Genomic DNA, 18,772 nt, shown 5'->3' with positions numbered 1-18,772 from the left:
TGTCGCGTCACTTTATTCCGGGGTATAGCCGTAGTTGTAATGGCTATAACCCGAGTGGTAATAGAACGCAGCGGATTTCACAATATCATTAAGAATCGCGCCTTCAACCTGGACGCCCATCTGCTGCAGACGCTTCCGACAGTTTTCGATCTCTTTGACGCTGGTTTTACCGAAACGGGCAACCAGCAACGTGGTTGCCGCGGCTCTGGCGACGAGTAGCGCATCCGTCACGGCCAGCACCGGTGGCGTGTCGACAATCACGATGTCGTACTCTTTGCCTATTCGTGACATTACCGTCTGGAAGCGCTCATTCATAAGCAGCTCGACAGGATGCGAAGGCTGAGGCCCACAGGTCAAGACATCAAAGCCACCTTTCTCGAAGCGTTGAATCGCATCCTGCCACTCTACGCTTCCCCCCAGCACGCCGGACAACCCATGCTGGTTGTTCAGTTTGAAAATATTGTGAACATATCCCTTGCGCATATCCGCATCAATAAACAGTACCCGTTGACCTGCCTGAGCGGCAATCGACGCCAGCGAGGTGCTAACCAAAGTCTTTCCGCAGTCCTGCGAAGGGCCTGAAATCACCACTATCCGATTAACGGCATTCATCATGGTAAAATGCAGACTGGTGCGTAACCCGCGCACCGCCTCGACAAATATATCCGCCGGTCGGTCAACGGGCAGGAAAGGTACGTTTGACGTCCTGTGCTTCCAGTGGGAAGCAAACAGCGTCCTTCTGCGCAAATGCGTTTTTTTCCATAGCCACACTGAACGCGGGAGCGTAGCCAGAAGAGGCATTCCCTGCGCTTCCAGCTGTTCAGACGAAGTGATGCCCCGTTTAAACGCAGAGCGCACCAACACCGTTCCTGCAGAGAGCATCAATCCCACCAGCATACCGAACACAATGATAATCACTTTGTGCGGTTTGACGGGTCCAGGCTGCGTTACTGCCGGGTCAATGATCCGCACGTTTCCGATGGCGCTGGAGCGCGAGATATTCAGCTCCTGCTGACGCGTCAGCAGCTGCAGGTAGATGGTGCGCCCGGACTCAACGTCACGGCTTAAACGCAAAATTTCCTGCTGCGTAGAAGGCATGGATGAGACGCGGTTATTCAGGCGCGTACGTTCCTGCTCCAGGGTCTGTTTTTTTTCCCGTAAGGCGCGGTAGGTTGGGTGATCCTTTTTGAAAAGCTGAGAAACTTCTGCTTCGCGGAACGTCAGCTCGTTAAGCTGATTTTCCACATTAACAACCTGATCGAGAACCGTCTTCGCCTCAAGGGATAGATCGACAGAATCGCGCTGCTCTCTGTAGGCGTTCAGTCGTGCTTCTGCTTCATCCAGTTCGCGCCTGATTTTAGGTAATTGGTCCTGTAAAAACGTCAGGCTGCGGGTATCTTTAGCTTCCTGGCGCGCAATATTCTGGCTGAGATAATTTTCAGCAATGGTGTTGAGCACCACGGCGATCTTGTCAGGGTCCTCGCCCGTCAGCGTTAAGGTGATAATTCCGCTCTGCTTCGCCGACTCAGAAACAATGAGTCGGCGCTGAAGGGCGTTAATTGCTTCAAGCTTTGTGACGGTTTTGAGGGCAAACCGGGTGCCTGGTGCCGCACTGAGCGAGGTGACAAGCAGCGTTACTCCGTCTTTAACCAGCGTTTTCCCAACAACGCCATCAGCCTCAAGCGTTTTTCCTTCGAGGTGATACCGGCCCTGTTCCTGAACGGTCAGTAAAAGTTCCTGTGGCTTGTCTTCCAGAAGAGGAAGAGTAAGCGCGCCAATTGTCAGTTCACCGGCTTTACGCCCTCGTTCCAGCAGCGGCCCAATGACGGGCAGCACGCGCCGTTTGACGCTGTACGTTAGCCCCAGCTTATCAACGGTCTCTCCCAGAATCATCCGCGACTTGAGCAGCAAGAGTTCGGGCGCAACATCAGGTGAAAGATCAGTACCAAACTGGCTTAAGCTTTTGAGCAACGAGTTGTCCTGCTTCGCTTCTATCTGCACAAGGGCATCAGCCTGATAGATCGGTGTGACGCTATACGCATAGATCCCGGCGCATACGGTGAACAGGAGCGTGATGCACGCTATCATTACCCGATGATCAAACATCTCAGCTAACAGCTGAATGAGATCAATTTCATTATCATGCGGTGTCGCAGCACCAAATTTGTCTGATTTATGAGACGACATTACTGCTTCATTCCTTGTTGACGCAAACGACGAGCCCATTCCTGACTGGCTTTTCCTAACTGCTCGAAAACATATTCGAAGGCTTCCCGGCTTTTGCGATACGGGTCGGGAATGTCCTTTGTTTCCAGCCACTGACCAAACAACAGCGATTTCCCCCGATTCTCCGGCGCCACTGAGGCAATAAAACGGAGATGCTCTGGCTCCATCACCAGAATCAAATCGGATTTTTGTAACAGATAACGTGTGACCTTACGCGCCACGTGACCTTCCAGCGAAACGCCATGACGTAAGGCGACTGCCTTTGCAGTCGCATCCGCCGGGCGTCCTTCAAGCCCGAAAATACCTGCCGAGGTCACCTGCGCGTCGGGTAGCTGCTGGCGCAACAGCCGCTCACCAATCGGTGAACGGCAAATATTGCCGGTGCAAACCACGAGAATTGAATTGAACATTATTGCGGCCACGACCTGATGTAACGGACGGTTTCGGTCAGGTCATGTACGCCACTGATGGTGGGTACCAGCTGGGCGATCACACGATTCCAGCGTGAAAGCGGTGCCGTCGTGACATAGACAATGTCGTACGGTTCCAGCTCGAATTCTGTGCTCAGCACCATGGCTGAGGCATCTTCCGCATTGAGTTGATAGATGTTGGCGATTTTATCTTTCTCGCCTTTTCGTGAAACCGGGCGAATAACAAAAATCCCGGTTGCATCGGCCATATTCTGGTTCAGCCCGCCTGCATTCCCCAGGGCTTCGGCCAGCGTCATGCCGCTACGATCCATCTTAAGGGTGCTCTGTTTAACCACCTCGCCCATCACAAACACTTTCAGCGCGTCGTTCCGGGGAACAAACAGGATATCGCCCGGATAAAGCAGCTTATTTTGGGTTAAATCGCCATGTTGCATCAGAGCATAGAGGGAAAGGCGTGAGTCCTGGCCATCATGCGTGAGCACGACGTTACGCCAGTCGGCATCCGCAGAGAGACCGCCCGCGGCGTTCACCGCATCCATTACCGTCAATGGAATATTGGTTATTGGCTGCTGGCCCGATTTCTCAACCTCTCCGGTGATATAGGCTTTTTGAGAACGGAAGGAGGCAACGCTGACGTCCACCTGAGGGCTCTCAATGACCTCATCCAGCCGCGCGGTGATCTCCTCACGTACCTGCGAAACCGTTTTGCCCGCCACTTTCAGCTTGCCAACGTAGGGGTAGAAAAGCGTACCATCGGCGTTAACCCAGTTACCCGCGTCGCTCGCGCTACGGTACTGCCCTGCGGGCGTCGTGAGTTCAGGGTGATCCCAGACGGTGACCGTCAAAATGTCCCCTGAGCCAATGCGGTATTCCCAGTTTTTGAGCTGCTCATCCAGAGTAGGATTTGCCTGAGATTTAGAAACGGGTGGGCGCAGTTTTTCAATCAATCCAGGGGTTAAAGGAAAAACTTCCACGCGTTTGTCCAGCGGATCGTTAATTTCCTCATCGGTAGTGACTTTTTTCCCGGAAAGACTTAAGTTCTGGCCTGGTGAAAATACACATCCTGTTAGCTGGCTAAGCGTCAGAAAGGACAGTAAAAGAGCAGTTGTATTTTTCATTTATATAAAATGTTGATTTATCGTTGCGCTGGGTAGTTAACTCGCAAAAAAAAGCAAGCAAGACATTGAAATATCGTTATTTATTATTTCCCCGTGATACTGTAAAACACACGTTCGCTGTTGTTTAAAAAGTTAAAAAACAGCGCACAATTGCGCAAGAAAACGGAGAGTAATAATACTTTATGCGCCGCGATATTAAATGTTATCCCTTACGAAAGCATTCGCTTAACGGTGCTATTTTGACGTATAAACTTATTTTCAGAATAGATTAATAAAATAATAAAAATAACAAATATTCCGCACAGTCAACATTCACCGCAATGATGAGCATCACCGTTATCGACTACCCAAACCCCTCCACTTTTGTTACATTTTTTATCAAACGCATCATGCTTTGATACTTAAAATAGACCGTCTGTCTTGTGCTGTGTGCCCTGCAGACGAAAGTCTCTGAAACACTATCACTGGAGAAAAAATGGCTAAGCGTAAATTGCTGCTTCTGGGTGTATTACTGTCTCTGGCGGGCTCTGCGTTTTCTGCCCCGCAAACCGCCGCTGCGCCATCGGGCATCAAGGCCTATGAAGAACAAGAGTTCATCGCCGATTTCACGAAGTTTAAAATCGGCGATACGGCACCGGCGCAGTATCAAACGCCGGAGTACACCATTAAACAGTACCAGCTGCGTAACCTTCCGGCACCGGATGCCGGTACCCACTGGACCTACATGGGCGAAAACTACGTCCTGATTGGCGATGCAGATGGCAAAATCTACAAAGCCTACAATGGAGATATTTTCTATCATCGCTGATACGATCGTAATCCGTCCGTGGCAGGAGAGCGACCGCCCTTTCCTGCGTACGCTCTACCTCCACGCCCGGCGTGAAGCCTGGCCGTGGCTGGACAGTTCTGCGTGGCAGCTTGAAGATTTTGACGCGGCAACCCTGGACGAAGAGATTTGGGTGGCGGAGCAGGATGGGCACCGACTTGGCTTTGCCTCAGTCTGGACGAACGATAATTTTCTGCACAACCTGTTTGTCGACCCGCAGTATCAGAGCCTGGGCGTCGGACATGTGTTACTTGAGCACGTACAGAAGACGTTTACCAGCACGGGCTCACTCAAGTGTCTGGTGAAAAATGCGCGGGCTATTACGTTTTACCAGCGGCACGGCTGGCACATTGAGGCGACGGGGAATTCTCCTGAGGGAGAGTACTATCTTATGCATTACCGGCTTGGGTAAAGTCAGGTGGCGCTTCGCTTACCTGACCTACAAAATCGTATTTCGTAGGCCGGGTAAGGCGAAGCCGCCACCCGGCAATCCAGCGCTGGGGGGTTACACCGCGCGGAAGGCGATTTCACCCGGGATCACTTCACCCTGCCAGTACAGCTGCGCCGCAACGCGCCCCGCCAGCTGGCGATACATCTCAGCGAACTCGCTGTCCGGACGGCTGACGACCGTCGGCTTCCCGCTGTCCAGATCTTCACGCAAGGAAATATGTAGCGGCATCTGCCCCAGCAGTTGGGTGTGATACTGCGCAGCCAGTTTTTCCGCCCCACCCGTACCAAAGATAGGCTCATGGTGTCCGCAGTTGCTGCAGATGTGCATGCTCATGTTCTCGACGATGCCGAGCACCGGCACTTCCACTTTCTCAAACATCACGATGCCTTTTTTGGCGTCGATCAGCGCGATATCCTGCGGCGTGGTGACCACAACGGCCCCCGTTACCGGGATGTTCTGCGCCAGCGTCAGCTGAATGTCACCGGTGCCCGGCGGCATGTCCAGCACCAGATAATCCAGATCCGGCCACATCGTTTCCTGCAGCATCTGCAGCAGCGCTTTGCTGGCCATCGGGCCGCGCCAGACCATGGCGTTATCGTCGGTCACCAGGTAACCGATGGAGTTGGTCGCCAGACCGTGCGCCACGATCGGCGCCATATGCGTGCCGTCCGGCGAGGTTGGACGTTGATTTTCCGCACCCAGCATGTTTGGAATAGACGGACCGTAGATATCGGCATCCAGAATACCGACCTTTGCCCCTTCCGCCGCCAGCGCGAGCGCGAGGTTGACGGCGGTAGAGGATTTACCCACCCCACCCTTACCTGAACTCACGGCGATGATGTTTTTCACCCCGTTGACGCCCGGCTGATTTTTCACACGCTTCAGCGTGGCAATGCTGTGGCTCAGCTTCCAGTCAATCGCTTTCGCACCGGTAATGCGCAGCAGCTCGGCGCTGGTCTGCTCTTTCAGCGCGTCAAAGGCGCTGGTCCAGACGAACGGCATCTGCACTTCAACGTGCAGCGTATCGTCCAGCCACGCGACGTGGTGCAACGCTTTCAGCGTAGTGAGGTTATGTTTCAGGGTTGGATGCTGAAAGTTAGCCAGCGTCCCGGCGACCATTGCTCGTAAGGCTTCCGGTGATTTGGCCTGGGATTGAGAACTCATCCCGACTCCTTTGTTCTTGTGAATAAGACCTTAGACAAACAAGTTTACCTGAAAGGCCGTGGTTTGTGCTTACTTAATAATGCCCCTTTTGGTAATATCGAAAACCCTTTTCACAGTTAAAAGAAGTAATGCCTACTATGACTCAAGTCGCGAAAAAAATTCTGGTAACGTGCGCCCTGCCGTACGCCAACGGCTCAATCCACCTCGGCCACATGCTGGAGCATATCCAGGCTGATGTCTGGGTCCGTTACCAGCGAATGCGCGGCCACGAGGTTAACTTCATCTGTGCGGACGATGCCCACGGCACGCCGATTATGCTGAAAGCGCAGCAGCTGGGGATTTCCCCGGAGCAGATGATTGCCGAAATGAGTCAGGAGCATCAGACCGATTTTGCTGGCTTTGACATCAGCTATGACAACTATCACTCCACGCACAGCGACGAAAACCGCGAGCTGTCGGAGCTGATCTACACCCGTCTGAAAGAGAACGGTTTCATCAAAAACCGCACTATCTCTCAGCTGTACGATCCGGAAAAAGGCATGTTCCTGCCGGACCGTTTCGTCAAAGGCACCTGTCCAAAATGTAAATCCCCGGATCAGTACGGCGATAACTGCGAAGTCTGCGGCGCGACCTACAGCCCGACCGAACTGATTGAGCCCAAATCCGTGGTATCCGGCGCCACACCTGTGATGCGTGATTCCGAGCACTTCTTCTTCGACCTGCCGTCCTTCAGCGAAATGCTGCAGGCGTGGACCCGCAGTGGCGCGCTGCAGGAGCAGGTGGCGAACAAGATGCAGGAGTGGTTCGAATCCGGCCTGCAGCAGTGGGATATCTCCCGCGATGCGCCGTACTTTGGCTTCGAAATCCCGAATGCGCCGGGCAAATATTTCTACGTCTGGCTGGACGCGCCAATCGGCTACATGGGCTCCTTCAAGAACCTGTGCGACAAGCGTGGCGACGCCGTCAGCTTCGACGAATACTGGAAGAAAGACTCTACCGCCGAGCTGTACCACTTCATCGGCAAAGACATCGTTTACTTCCACAGCCTGTTCTGGCCGGCCATGCTGGAAGGCAGCAACTTCCGCAAGCCGACCAACCTGTTCGTACACGGCTACGTCACGGTGAACGGCGCGAAAATGTCCAAGTCCCGCGGGACGTTCATCAAAGCCAGCACCTGGCTGAACCACTTCGACGCGGACAGCCTGCGCTACTACTACACCGCGAAGCTCTCTTCCCGCATCGACGATATCGACCTGAACCTGGAAGATTTCGTGCAGCGCGTGAACGCAGACATCGTCAACAAGGTGGTGAACCTGGCGTCCCGTAACGCGGGCTTTATCGCCAAGCGCTTTGACGGCGTAATGGCCGCTGAACTTGCGGACCCTGCCCTGTACCAAACCTTCACCGACGCGGCAGCCACCATTGGCGAAGCCTGGGAAACGCGCGAGTTCGGTAAAGCAGTGCGTGAAATCATGGCGCTGGCTGACCTGGCTAACCGCTATGTGGACGAGCAGGCGCCGTGGGTTGTCGCTAAACAGGAAGGCCGCGATGCCGATCTGCAGGCCATCTGCTCCATGGGCATCAACCTGTTCCGCGTGCTGATGACGTACCTGAAGCCGGTTCTGCCGCAGCTGGCAGCCCGCGCTGAAGCGTTCCTGAACACCGAACTGACCTGGGATGCAATGGCGCAGCCGCTGCTCGGCCACAAGGTGAACACCTTTAAGGCGCTGTATAACCGCATTGAGATGAAGCAGGTTGAAGCGCTGGTCGAAGCCTCTAAAGAAGAGGTGAAAGCGGCTGCAGCACCGGTAACCGGCCCGCTGGCGGACGATCCGATTCAGGAAACCATCACCTTTGATGACTTCGCTAAAGTCGATCTGCGCGTGGCGCTGATTGAAAACGCAGAATTCGTGGAAGGCTCTGACAAGCTGCTGCGCCTGACGCTGGATCTCGGCGGCGAGAAGCGCAACGTCTTCTCCGGCATCCGTTCTGCCTACCCGGACCCGCAGGTGCTGATCGGCCGTCAAACCGTGATGGTCGCTAACCTGGCGCCGCGCAAAATGCGCTTCGGCATTTCCGAGGGGATGGTGATGGCAGCAGGCCCTGGCGGGAAGGATATCTTCCTGTTAAGCCCAGACGAAGGCGCGAAGCCGGGCCAGCAGGTGAAATAACAAAAAAGCCGGAGATAATCTCCGGCTTTTTTTATGGTTTCGGGTGATGCACCCGATGGGTCAGCCCGCGCAGGAAATTACGCAGAAACTGGTCGCCGCACTCGCGGTAATTTTTGTGGTCCGGCGCGCGCATCATGGCAGTGATTTCCGGCATCGACACGCGGTATTTCTGCTCGGTCATGATCGCCTGGATATCGTCCGTTTTCAGCGAGAAGGCGATACGCAGCTTTTTCAGCACCGTGTTGTTGTTCACGCGACGCTCCAGCGCCAGCTCGGGCGCGGAGTCATCTTTTCCACGCTTATCGTAGATCAGCCCGTTCAGAAAACCCGACAGAATGATGTCCGGGCAGCGGACGAAGCCCTCTTCGTCCTCTTTGGTCATCCAGGTATCAAAATTTGCAGACGTGGATTCCATGTCGGACAGCGCAAGAATGCGCACCATGTCGTTATTGTTTGCTTTCAGGGTGTAGCGCAGGCTACGAAGAATATCGTTACTTAGCATAGAGCCTTCGAATGTCGATGATGCAATGGCGCGCAGTGTACCAGTTTTACAGGCCAATCGCCTCTTTCAAACTTTTCAGATAGCGGCGGCTGACGGGGACGGTCTGCCCGGCGCGCAGCACCAGCTCGGCCTGGCCGTTATCTTCCAGACGGATCTCCTTCAGGTGTGCCATGTTCACCAGATACTGACGGTGACAGCGAATCAGCGGCGTGCGGCTCTCCAGCGTGCGCAGGGTCAGCTCGGTAAACCCTTCGTTCCCTTCCGCGCTGGTGACAAACACCCCGCTCAGGCGGCTGCTGACAAAGGCCACATCATCCATTTGCAGCAGATAAATCCGGCTGTGCCCGGTGCAGGGGATAAATTTCAGCGGCTGCTGGTTCTCCGGCAACAGCGTAACGTCCTGGGCGGTTCGCTCCTGGCGTAAACGGGTGAGCGTTTTTTCCAGCCGCTTCTCTTCAATCGGCTTGAGTAAATAATCGAACGCGTGCTCCTCAAAAGCCTTAACGGCATATTCGTCGAACGCCGTCAGAAACACGATGTAGGGACGATGCGCCGGGTCGAGCATGCCGACCATCTCCAGCCCGCTGATGCGCGGCATCTGAATGTCGAGGAACAGCACGTCCGGGCGCAGCTTGTGCACCGCACCGATGGCCTCAATGGCGTTGGCGCACTCCCCCACAATCTCAATGTCTGGCTGCTCCTGCAGCAGAACGCGCAGGTTTTCCCGTGCCAACGGCTCGTCATCCACAATCAGCACTCTTAACATGCGTTTTCCTCCAGCGGCAGTCGAACGGTAATACGGGTAAAACGGTCAGGCTCGCAGGCGACGGTAATGCCACAGTCGTCGCCAAAATGGGCGCGCAGACGTTTATCCACCAGGCTCATCCCTAATCCGCCCGAAGCGGAAGGCTGGTACAGCCCGGCGTTATCTTCAATATCCAGCACCAGATGGTGGTTAAAACGGCTGGCAGCAATGGTTATCTCCCCTCTTCCCAGCAGCTGCGAGGTACCGTGCTTGATGGCATTCTCCACAATAGGCTGCAGGGTAAAGGCCGGAAGATGCTGATACGCCAGCTCGTCCGGAACGGAGAGCGACACCTGCAGGCGGGACTGAAACCGCGCCTGCTCAATTTGCAGATAGGCATTCACGTGCTCAATTTCGTCGGCGAGGGTCACGATCTCTGACGGGCGCTTCAGGTTTTTACGGAAAAAGGTCGACAAAAACTGCACCAGCTGCGCGGCCTGATCGCTGTCGCGGCGAATCACCGCTTTGAGCGTATTGAGGGCATTAAACAGGAAATGCGGATTGACCTGGGCATGCAGCAGCTTAATTTCAGACTGCGTCAGCAGGGCTTTCTGCCGTTCATACTGCCCGGCCAGAATTTGCGCGGAAAGAAGCTGGGCGATACCCTCCCCCAGCGTGCGGTTGATGGAGCTGAACAGACGGTTTTTCGCCTCATACAGCTTGATGGTGCCCATCACTCGCTGATTTTCCCCGCGCAGCGGAATGACGAGCGTGGAGCCCAGCTTGCACTGCGGATGCAGCGAGCAGCGGTAAGGCACTTCGTTACCGTCGGCATACACTACTTCGCCGGTTTCAATGGCGCGCAGCGTATAGGTCGACGAGATCGGTTTGCCCGGCAGGTGGTGATCGTCTCCGGTGCCGGTAAACGCCAGCAGCTTTTCGCGATCGGTAATGGCCACCGCACCGATATCCAGCTCTTTATAGAGCACCTGGGCAACCTTCATGCTGTTCTCTTCGTTAAACCCCTGACGCAGGATCCCTTCGGTCGAGGCGGCAACCTTCAGCGCCGTGGCGGAAAAGGCCGAGGTGTACTTCTCAAACATGGCGCGCTTGTCGAGCAGAATACGCATAAACAGCGCCGCGCCGACGGTGTTGGTCACCATCATCGGGGCGGCAATACTGCTGACCAGGTGCAGCGCATCCTCGAACGGGCGGGCAATCAGCAGAATGATCGCCATCTGCGCCATTTCAGCCACAAATGTGATGGCCCCGGCGGTAAGCGGGCTAAACACCTTGTCCGGGCGACCGCGCTTAATCATATAGCTGTGCACCAGGCCACCAAGCAGCCCTTCGACGATCGTCGAGATCATGCAGCTGAGCGCCGTCATCCCGCCCATGGAATAGCGATGCAGCCCACCGGTTAAACCGACAAGGCCACCGACGACCGGGCCGCCCAGCAGCCCGCCCATCACCGCGCCGATGGCGCGCGTATTAGCAATAGAGTCTTCGATATGGAGGCCGAAGTAGGTCCCCATGATGCAAAAAATAGAGAAGGTGACGTAGCAGAGCAGCTTGTGCGGCAGGCGTACGGTGACCTGCATCAGCGGAATGAAAAGACGCGTTTTGCTCATCAGCCAGGCAATGACCAGAAACACGCACATCTGCTGAAGCAACAGCAGCACCAGGTTAAACTCGTACATACTCAAAACCGCACACGCTAAAAAACGCGTAACATACACGGATGCGGCTGAACTTTCTTTGAAGCGCCCCAAAAAAGCGCAAAATCGTGTCCGTTATCACATCTTTTTCTGCACATCGTGCATGGTTCGCATTATTTGTTTAAAAATTAATCAATTCTTCCTGGTTCGGCAAAGTGGGTCTACAGTTAAGCTGGGGACGCGTAAGCCAGGGGGCAAATATGGCGCTTTACACAATCGGTGAAGTGGCACTCCTTTGTGATATCAATCCCGTTACCCTACGGGCGTGGCAGCGACGGTATGGATTGCTCAAACCGCAGAGGACGGACGGTGGTCATCGCCTTTTCAACGATGCCGATATCGACCGGATCCGCGAAATCAAAAGCTGGATCGACAACGGGGTGCAGGTCGGGAAAGTAAAGTCCCTGCTGAGCCACGACGACCCGGACACGCAACGCCTCTGGCGCGAGCAGCAGGAAACGCTGCTGCGGCTCCTTCAGGCGGGTAACCTGCAGCGACTGCGCGCCTGGATCAAAGAGCAGGGTCGCGATTATCCGGCGAAAACGCTTATCACCCATCTTTTCATTCCGCTCCGTCGGCGCCTGCAGTGCCAACAGTCTACCCTGCAGGCGCTGCTCAGCATGCTTGACGGGGTGCTGATCAACTATATTGCCGTCTGTCTTGCCTCGGCGAAGAATAAGGCAGGAAAAGATGCGCTGGTGGTCGGCTGGAACGTGCACGATACCACCCGTCTGTGGCTGGAAGCGTGGATCGCCACCCAAAAGGGCTGGCGCGTGGATGTCCTTGCGCACTCGCTGGGGCAGCTCAAACCCGAGTTTTTCGACGGCCAGACCCTGCTGGTCTGGTGTGGCGAAGTGCCGTCCGCCACGCAGCAACAGCTGCTGACGGAGTGGCGTGAGCATGGTTATCCGGTTTATTCCCTTGGCCCGGATGAGCCATAACGGCATTTAATGGTTCATTAACAGCTGCGCTTCACCGTATAATTGTTCCGTTAACAACAGGAGCACATGATGAAGGCAACCAAACTCGCCATTATTACCCTTTTTGTCCTGATGGCCGTAAGCGGTATCGGCGGGGTGATGCTTGCAGGATACTCGTTTATCGTTCGTGGCGGTGTCGGCTGAGGTACAGCGCCAGCCGCTCAAAAAGGCGATCGACAACGATGGCCGCCAGCGCGACCAGTACCGCCCCCTGCACAATATAAGCCGTATTAAACCCGCTTAAGCCGATGATGATCGGCGTTCCCAGCGTATTGGCACCGACCGTAGACGCAATGGTCGCCGTCCCGATGTTAATGATCACCGACGTGCGGATCCCGGCAATAATAACCGGTGCCGCAAGCGGCAGTTCTACATTGCGCAGCCGCTGCCAGCGGCTCATCCCCATCCCTTCCGCCACGCTTAAAACAGACGCCGGGACCGCCGCAACGCCCGCCAGCGTGCCCTGCAGAACGGGCAACACGCCGTACAGAATCAGCGCAATAATCGCGGGCTGCTGACCAAAACCCATCACCGGCACCGCTATCGCCAGCACCGCCACCGGCGGAAACGTCTGTCCAATGGCCGCAACCGTCTCCACCAGCGGACGAAACTCCCGGCCCGCAGGTCGCGTGACCGCGATGCCCGCCCCTACTCCCAGCACCACCGCGATGACGCTTGAGAGCGCCACCAGCCAGAGATGCGCCAGGGCAAGGTTAATAAAGCTCTCCTGCTGATACACTGGCCGCGGTAGCCCCGGAAAAAGAGTGTTAAACAGCGCCGCGCTGTGAGGCATCAGAAACAGTAAGGCGACAAAGAGCGCTACCAGCCAGAGGAGCGGATCACGCAGTGCCTTCACGCGTCACCTCCCCGGCCAGCAGATCGCGAAAATGCAGGCTGCCGCACGGCGCACCCCGGACATCCGCCACGGGCAGGACTTCGCACCGGCGCGCGACAAACGCGGAGAGGGCATCCCGCAGGCTCATCTGCTCCTGTAACGGTTCCCCGCCGGGCGGTGCATTCTCCCGGCGCATATAGTCTCCGACCGTCCGCAAGGAGAGCAGCCTGACGCCCAGCTCGCTGCGGCCAAAAAACTCGCGTACAAAGTCATTCTTGGGGCTGGTCAGCAGCGCAAGCGGCGCGCCCTGCTGCACCACCTCGCCGTGGTCCATCAGCACCAGATGGTCGGCCAGGCGCAGGGCTTCATCTATATCGTGCGTCACGAGGACGATGGTTCGACCAAGAATGCGGTGAATGCGGGTCATCTCCGTTTGCAGCGCCCCGCGCGTAACGGGATCCAGCGCGCCAAAGGGTTCATCCATCAGCAGCACCTGCGGGTTAGCCGCCAGCGCGCGCGCCACGCCCACGCGCTGCTGTTGCCCACCGGAGAGCTGGTGAGGATAGCGCTCGCGCAACGCGGGCTCCAGCCCCAGCAGAGACATCAGTTCATCAACGCGGTCAGCGATTTTAGCCCGCGACCATTTCTCCAGCTGCAGCACGGTGGCGATGTTCTGTGCCACCGTCCAGTGCGGAAACAGGCCGATAGACTGAATGGCATAGCCCATTCGGCGGCGCAGCTCCAGCACCGGCAGGCTGCGGATCTCTTCCCCGGCAAAGCGAATTAACCCGCTGTCATGCTCCACCAGCCGGTTGATCATCTTCAGCGTGGTGGATTTTCCCGAGCCCGAAGTGCCAATCAGCACGGAAAATGCCCCCTCGGCAAAGTTCAGGTTCAGATGGCTTGCCGCCGGGCGGCCGGCAAAGGTTTTACTCACATCATGAAATTCAATCATTGGCTCTTCTCCTGAGCAGCGCGAGCCATAAGGCAAACAGGGCGTCGACGACAACCGCCAGCGCAATGGTAGGGACTACGCCTAACAACACCAGATCGAGGGCGCTGCTCAGCAGCCCCTGGAACACCAGCGCGCCAAAGCCGCCCGCTCCAATCAGCGCGGCAATCACCGCCATGCCAACGGTCTGAACCGCTACCACACGCAGGCTGCGCAGCAGCAGGGGCAGCGCCAGCGGGAGCTGTATCTTCCAGAAACACTGTCGCGCGCTCATCCCCATCGCATGGGCGCTTTCCAGCACATCCGGCGCAACCTGGCTTAAGCCCGCGACTACGCCGCGCACCAGCGGGAGCAGCGCGTACAGCACCAGCGCAATCAGCGCGGGCGTTAACCCCGTTCCGGCGATACCCACCGCGCCCAGCGCGGGAAACGACTTCACCAGCCCGGCCAGAGGGGCAATCAGCAGGCCAAACAGCGCAACGGAGGGAATGGTCTGGATGACGTTGAGTACAGCAAAGATGCTACCCTGACGTGAGGGATGACGATAACACCACATGCCGAGCGGTATCCCGATCAGCAGCGCCGGGATCAGCGTGCCGAAAAGAATCGTCAAATGTTGCGCCAGGGCATCATCAAACACCTCCTGACGGTTGGCGTACTCTTTTAACAGCGAGAGGTTGTTCAGTTCACCGCTGAACAATAACAGCAGCGGAATAGACCATATCTGCGCATTAAGCACCCAGCGCCAGACAGAACTGGCGATGAGACGACGAATCGCATCGCTGCTGGCCAGTAAACACAAAGCCAGCCAGAGCCACAGGCCGCTGCCTGGCGTGGTTCTCGCCAGCGGACTTTCCGCCGAGGCCATATGCGTTGCCGCCAGCCCCGCGCTCCAGAACAGCGCGATAAAGAGACCTTCCGAAAGCAGCAGCGTCAGCCACTGCGCCGTTCGCCCTTGCCAGAGCGACAGTGCAACCCACGCGGCCAGCGCAGCCGCCAGCCACCACGGCGTGAACGACCATACGTCCCAGAGAGCACGCCCTTCCCCCGACATCAGGCGGTTAGGCGCGACGTTCACAAACGGTAACGCGACCGCCGCGATGGCCACGCAGGCCAACAGCAGCAGTACGCGGTTATGACATTTTATTGGCACAGCCCTTTCCCGTTACTTCACAAGCCCTTGTTGTTTCAGGAAGTCGGCGGCCACTTTTTTGGCATCCAGTCCCTCGACGGCAATGCTGGCATTCAGCTGTTGCAGCGTTTTTTCATCCAGCTTTTCGAAGACCGGTTTGAGCCATTCAGCAATATCCGGGTAGGCTTTCAGCACCGCCTCACGCACAACCGGGGTTGGAGCGTAGATCGGCTGAACGCCTTTTGGATCGGTCAGGGTTTGCAGACCCAGCGCCGCGACCGGGCCGTCGGTGCCGTAGGCCATCGCCGCGTTAACGCCGGAGGTTTGCTGCGCCGCCGCCTTAATGGTTACCGCCGTATCTCCGCCCGCCAGCGAGAGCAGTTGCGCCTGGTCGAGCTTGAAATCGTACGCTTTTTCGAATGCAGGCAGCGCGTCAGGACGCTCGATAAACTCCGCGGACGCCGCAAGCTTAAAGTCGCCCTTCTCTTTCAGGTAGCGGCTGAGATCCGCAAGCGAGGTGAGCTTCCCTTTCTCCGCCACGTCCTTACGCACGGCGATAGTCCAGGTATTGTTGGCCGGGGCTGGGGTCAGCCAGACCAGCTTGTTCTGTTCCGCGTCGAGTTTTTTGACTTTTTCATAGCCAGCTTTGGCGTTTTTCCATGCTGGATCGTTCTCTTCTTTAAAGAAGAACGCGCCGTTGCCGGTATATTCAGGATAGATATCCAGCTCGCCGGAGGTAATCGCGCCGCGCACGACGGGCGTGGTGCCCAGCTGAACTTTATTGACGGTTTTCACGCCGTGGCTTTCCAGCACCTGGAGAATAATATTCCCGAGCAGCGCGCCCTCGGTATCGATCTTTGAGCCCACTTTTACCGGCTCCGCCGCCTGTAACGGCAGGCTTAGCGCCGCGAGTAGCGCCGCAGAAACTACCATCCCCGATTTAATCGTCATTCCGCTATCCTCATTTTTTTGCTGCCTTTTTCAGAGGCTTGAGAGAAAAGCGTAGCTTAAAACGGCGGATTTACCCGGCAAAATGCCTTTTTAGCATAAGGTAAGACGCATCCCCCGATGAACGGGGGATGCAAAGGAGGGAAAGGTTACAGCAGCTCGAACTCGCCTTTATTTACGCGGGCGGAATCCACCCCGATAAAGACGTTAAACTTGCCCGGTTCCGCATCATATTTCATCTGCTGGTTCCAGAACTTCAGGGCATCCACGTCAATCGGGAAGCTGATGGTTTTGGTTTCGCCAGGCTTGAGATTGACCTTCTCAAAGCCGCGCAGCTGCTTCACAGGACGGCTCATCGAGGCGGTGACATCCTGCACGTACATCTGAATCACCGTTGCCCCTTCACGCTTGCCGGTGTTGGTCACCTCGACGCTGGCGGTGACCTTGCCGTCACGCTTCAGGCTCGGCGCCGACATTTTCACCTCAGAGACCTTGAAGGTGGTATAGCTCAGGCCATAACCAAACGGGTAGAGCGGGCCGTTAGCTTCGTCAAAGTAACGAGACGTGTATTTGTTCGGCTTGTCGGCGTTGTACGGGCGGCCGGTGTTCAGGTGGCTGTAGTAAACCGGGATCTGCCCGACGGAGCGCGGGAAGGACATCGGCAGCTTGCCCGACGGGTTGTAATCGCCAAACAATACGTCGGCGATGGCGTTACCGCCTTCGGTGCCGGCGAACCAGGTTTCCAGAATGGCGTCAGCCTGCTGGTCCTCTTTCACCAGCGCCAGCGGACGACCGTTCATCAGCACCAGCACCAGCGGCTTGCCGGTCGCTTTCAGGGCGGCGATCAGATCGCGCTGGCTCTGCGGGATGGTGATGTCAGTACGGCTGGAGGCTTCGTGCGCCATACCCTGCGCTTCCCCCACGACCGCGACAACGACGTCAGACTGCTTCGCCGCATTGACCGCTTCGTCGATCATCTCCTTCGGTGTGCGCGGATCGACCTTCACCGCTTCCTCGTACTGGTTGAGGAAGGTGACGATGTCTTTATCGTCGGTGACGTTCGCCCCTTTGGCGTACACCACTTTGGCGTTTTCACCGACGGCGCTCTTGATGCCGGTCAGGACGGTAACGGACTGATCGGCCACGCCCGCGGCAGACCAGCTGCCCATCACGTCGCGCTTGCTGTCAGCCAGCGGGCCGACCACAGCAATAGTGCCGGATTTTTTCAGCGGCAGTGTGTCGAGGCGGTTCTTCAGCAGCACCAGGCTTTCGCGCGCCACTTCACGCGCCTCTTTACGGTGCAGGCGACTTTCGGCGTTGGTATCCGCCGGGTCAGAATCTTTCGGCCCCAGGTGGCTGTACGGATCGTTAAACAGCCCCATGTCATATTTCACGTTCAGCACGTGGCGCGCGGCATCGTCCAGCTCCGCCATCGTTACCTTGCCGCTCTTTACCAGCCCCGGCAGGTATTTGCTGTAGTACTCGTCGCTCATGCTCATGTTGATGCCGGACTTGAGCGCAACGCGCACCGCGTCTTCCGGATCGGACGCCGTGCCGTGCTTGATCAGCTCTTTAATCGCGCCGTGGTCAGAAACGGTGATGCCCTTAAAGCCCCACTGGTCGCGCAGCACGTCTTTCAGCAGCCAGGAATCAGAGGTCGCAGGCGTGCCGTTCAGCGAGTTCAGCGCCACCATCACCGCGCCGCTGCCCGCATCCAGCCCTGCCTTGTACGGCGGCATGTAGTCGTTAAACAGGCGCTGTGGGCTCATGTCGACGGTGTTGTACTCTTTACCGCCTTCCACGGCGCCGTAGGCCGCGAAGTGTTTAACGCTGGTCATTACCGAGTAGCGGTCCGCCGGGCTCTTGCCCTGCATCGCTTCCACCATGGTTTTGCCCATCGTGGCCGTTAAATAGGTATCTTCACCGAAGCCTTCCGAGGCGCGGCCCCAGCGCGGATCGCGCGAGACGTCCACCATCGGTGCCCAGGTCATGTTCAGGCCGTCGTCCGCCGCTTCATAGGCCGACACGCGCCCGACGGTTTTCACCGCGTCGAGGTTAAACGAGGAGGCTAAGCCGAGGCTGATCGGGAAGACGGTGCGCTGGCCGTGCACCACGTCGTAGGCGAAGAACAGCGGGATTTTCAGGCGGCTGAGCTGCATCACCTGATCCTGCATGGCGCGGATATCCTGGCGGGTGACGGTGTTAAAAATCGCGCCCACCTGGTTCTCTTTGATCATCTCGCGGATGGCCTCTTTCGGGTTATCCGGGCCAACGCTGATCAGACGCAGCTGGCCGATTTTTTCATCGACCGTCATCTTCTTAAGCAACTCCGTGACAAACGCGTCGCGGGCTTCAGGCGTGAGCGGGTGATTACCAAACAAATCCTCTGCCAGCGCAGGTTGCAGCGCCAGGCTGACGGCGACACCTACAGAACATAGCCATTTCATGTTGTTATTCTCTCTCATCAATAACCGCGGGAAGCACCCGGCCAGACCGTGCGAAAAGCGCAGTGTGCCATAAACCCTCTGAACGTTGCAGGGTTATTCTCTGATTTTTCTCGTGAATACTCGACC

General features: G+C 56.7%; 17 protein-coding genes. 5 read left to right on the top strand and 12 right to left on the bottom strand.

Annotated features, from left to right (window positions below):
- Positions 1–12: 12 nt before the first annotated feature.
- Genes INF77_RS10340 through INF77_RS10330 form a run of 3 tightly spaced genes read right to left on the bottom strand, consistent with a single transcriptional unit; the run spans position 13 to position 3,775 of the window.
- Positions 13–2,187, bottom strand: a complete 2,175-nt coding sequence (locus INF77_RS10340; protein WP_193532356.1) for a polysaccharide biosynthesis tyrosine autokinase — start codon at positions 2,185–2,187, stop codon at positions 13–15.
- Entirely contained in the window at positions 2,187–2,636 is a 450-nt protein-coding gene (locus INF77_RS10335) for a protein-tyrosine-phosphatase (protein WP_047367952.1), read from the bottom strand. Before INF77_RS10335 ends, INF77_RS10340 begins: the two co-directional genes overlap by 1 nt.
- Positions 2,636–3,775 carry a polysaccharide export protein gene (locus INF77_RS10330; RefSeq protein WP_192986600.1) on the bottom strand — a complete coding sequence of 380 codons (1,140 nt, stop codon included), beginning with the start codon at positions 3,773–3,775 and terminating at the stop codon, positions 2,636–2,638. Before INF77_RS10330 ends, INF77_RS10335 begins: the two co-directional genes overlap by 1 nt.
- A gap of 475 nt (positions 3,776–4,250) precedes the next feature.
- Here INF77_RS10330 and INF77_RS10325 point away from each other — a divergent pair, with 475 nt between their 5' ends.
- Together INF77_RS10325 and INF77_RS10320 are read left to right on the top strand one after the other, a co-directional pair.
- A complete protein-coding gene (locus tag INF77_RS10325; RefSeq protein WP_008500887.1) occupies positions 4,251–4,583 on the top strand; it encodes an RcnB family protein in 333 nt (110 codons plus the stop codon).
- The gene (locus INF77_RS10320) at positions 4,534–5,013 is read left to right on the top strand and encodes a GNAT family N-acetyltransferase (protein ID WP_045259769.1); all 480 of its coding nucleotides are present in this window, start codon (positions 4,534–4,536) and stop codon (positions 5,011–5,013) included. The genes INF77_RS10325 and INF77_RS10320 overlap by 50 nt, the downstream gene beginning before the upstream one ends.
- Positions 5,014–5,106: 93 nt before the next feature.
- Here the strand turns inward: INF77_RS10320 and apbC are convergent, their stop codons facing one another.
- On the bottom strand, positions 5,107–6,216 hold the full coding sequence (apbC, locus tag INF77_RS10315) for an iron-sulfur cluster carrier protein ApbC (RefSeq protein WP_028013834.1): 1,110 nt from the start codon (positions 6,214–6,216) through the stop codon (positions 5,107–5,109).
- Between the two features lie 137 nt (positions 6,217–6,353).
- Between apbC and metG the strand changes: the two genes are divergently transcribed.
- Entirely contained in the window at positions 6,354–8,387 is a 2,034-nt protein-coding gene (gene metG, locus INF77_RS10310) for a methionine--tRNA ligase (protein WP_047363114.1), read from the top strand.
- Positions 8,388–8,418: 31 nt separating this feature from the next.
- On the opposite strand, the gene INF77_RS10305 is transcribed toward metG, so the two are convergent.
- The 3 genes from INF77_RS10305 to INF77_RS10295 are packed head-to-tail and all read right to left on the bottom strand — an operon-like array spanning position 8,419 to position 11,334.
- On the bottom strand, positions 8,419–8,889 hold the full coding sequence (locus INF77_RS10305) for a DUF1456 family protein (RefSeq protein WP_045259745.1): 471 nt from the start codon (positions 8,887–8,889) through the stop codon (positions 8,419–8,421).
- A gap of 46 nt (positions 8,890–8,935) precedes the next feature.
- Positions 8,936–9,655, bottom strand: a complete 720-nt coding sequence (btsR, locus tag INF77_RS10300; RefSeq protein ID WP_193532355.1) for a two-component system response regulator BtsR — start codon at positions 9,653–9,655, stop codon at positions 8,936–8,938.
- Positions 9,649–11,334, bottom strand: a complete 1,686-nt coding sequence (locus tag INF77_RS10295) for a sensor histidine kinase (protein ID WP_041909056.1) — start codon at positions 11,332–11,334, stop codon at positions 9,649–9,651. Before INF77_RS10295 ends, btsR begins: the two co-directional genes overlap by 7 nt.
- Before the next feature lie 218 nt (positions 11,335–11,552).
- On the opposite strand from INF77_RS10295, the gene mlrA reads away from it, so the two are divergent.
- Both mlrA and INF77_RS10285 read left to right on the top strand, forming a co-directional pair.
- Positions 11,553–12,293 (top strand): HTH-type transcriptional regulator MlrA, encoded by a 741-nt coding sequence (gene mlrA, locus INF77_RS10290; protein ID WP_028013838.1) that lies wholly within the window; start codon positions 11,553–11,555, stop codon positions 12,291–12,293.
- A 69-nt stretch (positions 12,294–12,362) separates the two neighbouring features.
- A complete protein-coding gene (locus INF77_RS10285) occupies positions 12,363–12,476 on the top strand; it encodes a protein YohO (protein WP_008500895.1) in 114 nt (37 codons plus the stop codon).
- Here the strand turns inward: INF77_RS10285 and INF77_RS10280 are convergent.
- From INF77_RS10280 to bglX, 5 genes are all read right to left on the bottom strand, one after another.
- A complete protein-coding gene (locus INF77_RS10280) occupies positions 12,451–13,188 on the bottom strand; it encodes an ABC transporter permease (RefSeq protein ID WP_193532354.1) in 738 nt (245 codons plus the stop codon). The genes INF77_RS10285 and INF77_RS10280 overlap by 26 nt on opposite strands.
- On the bottom strand, positions 13,172–14,122 hold the full coding sequence (locus INF77_RS10275; RefSeq protein ID WP_045259742.1) for an ABC transporter ATP-binding protein: 951 nt from the start codon (positions 14,120–14,122) through the stop codon (positions 13,172–13,174). The genes INF77_RS10280 and INF77_RS10275 overlap by 17 nt, the downstream gene beginning before the upstream one ends.
- Positions 14,115–15,272, bottom strand: coding sequence for an ABC transporter permease (locus INF77_RS10270; protein WP_192986594.1), 1,158 nt, complete (start codon positions 15,270–15,272; stop codon positions 14,115–14,117). The genes INF77_RS10275 and INF77_RS10270 overlap by 8 nt, the downstream gene beginning before the upstream one ends.
- A 12-nt stretch (positions 15,273–15,284) precedes the next feature.
- Complete coding sequence (locus INF77_RS10265; RefSeq protein WP_041909045.1) at positions 15,285–16,202, bottom strand: ABC transporter substrate-binding protein; 918 nt, start codon at positions 16,200–16,202, stop codon at positions 15,285–15,287.
- A 146-nt stretch (positions 16,203–16,348) separates the two neighbouring features.
- A complete protein-coding gene (bglX, locus tag INF77_RS10260) occupies positions 16,349–18,646 on the bottom strand; it encodes a beta-glucosidase BglX (RefSeq protein WP_041909044.1) in 2,298 nt (765 codons plus the stop codon).
- Between the last annotated feature and the right edge of the window lie 126 nt (positions 18,647–18,772).

It is taken from the genome of Enterobacter cloacae complex sp. P1B, from assembly GCF_014982345.1.
Taxonomy (GTDB): Bacteria; Pseudomonadota; Gammaproteobacteria; order Enterobacterales; family Enterobacteriaceae; genus Enterobacter; species Enterobacter bugandensis.
This window is presented reverse-complemented; position numbering and strand designations above follow the sequence as displayed.

What these genes read in the sequence shown, in the direction of transcription:
- bglX (WP_041909044.1), bottom strand. Translation starts at nt 18,646, where the DNA reads ATGAAATGGCTATGTTCTGTAGGTGTCGCCGTCAGCCTGGCGCTGCAA.
- INF77_RS10325 (WP_008500887.1), top strand. Translation starts at nt 4,251, where the DNA reads ATGGCTAAGCGTAAATTGCTGCTTCTGGGTGTATTACTGTCTCTGGCG.
- INF77_RS10285 (WP_008500895.1), top strand. Translation starts at nt 12,363, where the DNA reads ATGAAGGCAACCAAACTCGCCATTATTACCCTTTTTGTCCTGATGGCC.
- INF77_RS10295 (WP_041909056.1), bottom strand. Translation starts at nt 11,334, where the DNA reads ATGTACGAGTTTAACCTGGTGCTGCTGTTGCTTCAGCAGATGTGCGTG.
- mlrA (WP_028013838.1), top strand. Translation starts at nt 11,553, where the DNA reads ATGGCGCTTTACACAATCGGTGAAGTGGCACTCCTTTGTGATATCAAT.
- metG (WP_047363114.1), top strand. Translation starts at nt 6,354, where the DNA reads ATGACTCAAGTCGCGAAAAAAATTCTGGTAACGTGCGCCCTGCCGTAC.
- INF77_RS10265 (WP_041909045.1), bottom strand. Translation starts at nt 16,202, where the DNA reads ATGACGATTAAATCGGGGATGGTAGTTTCTGCGGCGCTACTCGCGGCG.
- INF77_RS10320 (WP_045259769.1), top strand. Translation starts at nt 4,534, where the DNA reads ATGGCAAAATCTACAAAGCCTACAATGGAGATATTTTCTATCATCGCT.
- INF77_RS10340 (WP_193532356.1), bottom strand. Translation starts at nt 2,187, where the DNA reads ATGTCGTCTCATAAATCAGACAAATTTGGTGCTGCGACACCGCATGAT.
- btsR (WP_193532355.1), bottom strand. Translation starts at nt 9,655, where the DNA reads ATGTTAAGAGTGCTGATTGTGGATGACGAGCCGTTGGCACGGGAAAAC.
- INF77_RS10275 (WP_045259742.1), bottom strand. Translation starts at nt 14,122, where the DNA reads ATGATTGAATTTCATGATGTGAGTAAAACCTTTGCCGGCCGCCCGGCG.
- INF77_RS10335 (WP_047367952.1), bottom strand. Translation starts at nt 2,636, where the DNA reads ATGTTCAATTCAATTCTCGTGGTTTGCACCGGCAATATTTGCCGTTCA.
- apbC (WP_028013834.1), bottom strand. Translation starts at nt 6,216, where the DNA reads ATGAGTTCTCAATCCCAGGCCAAATCACCGGAAGCCTTACGAGCAATG.
- INF77_RS10330 (WP_192986600.1), bottom strand. Translation starts at nt 3,775, where the DNA reads ATGAAAAATACAACTGCTCTTTTACTGTCCTTTCTGACGCTTAGCCAG.
- INF77_RS10305 (WP_045259745.1), bottom strand. Translation starts at nt 8,889, where the DNA reads ATGCTAAGTAACGATATTCTTCGTAGCCTGCGCTACACCCTGAAAGCA.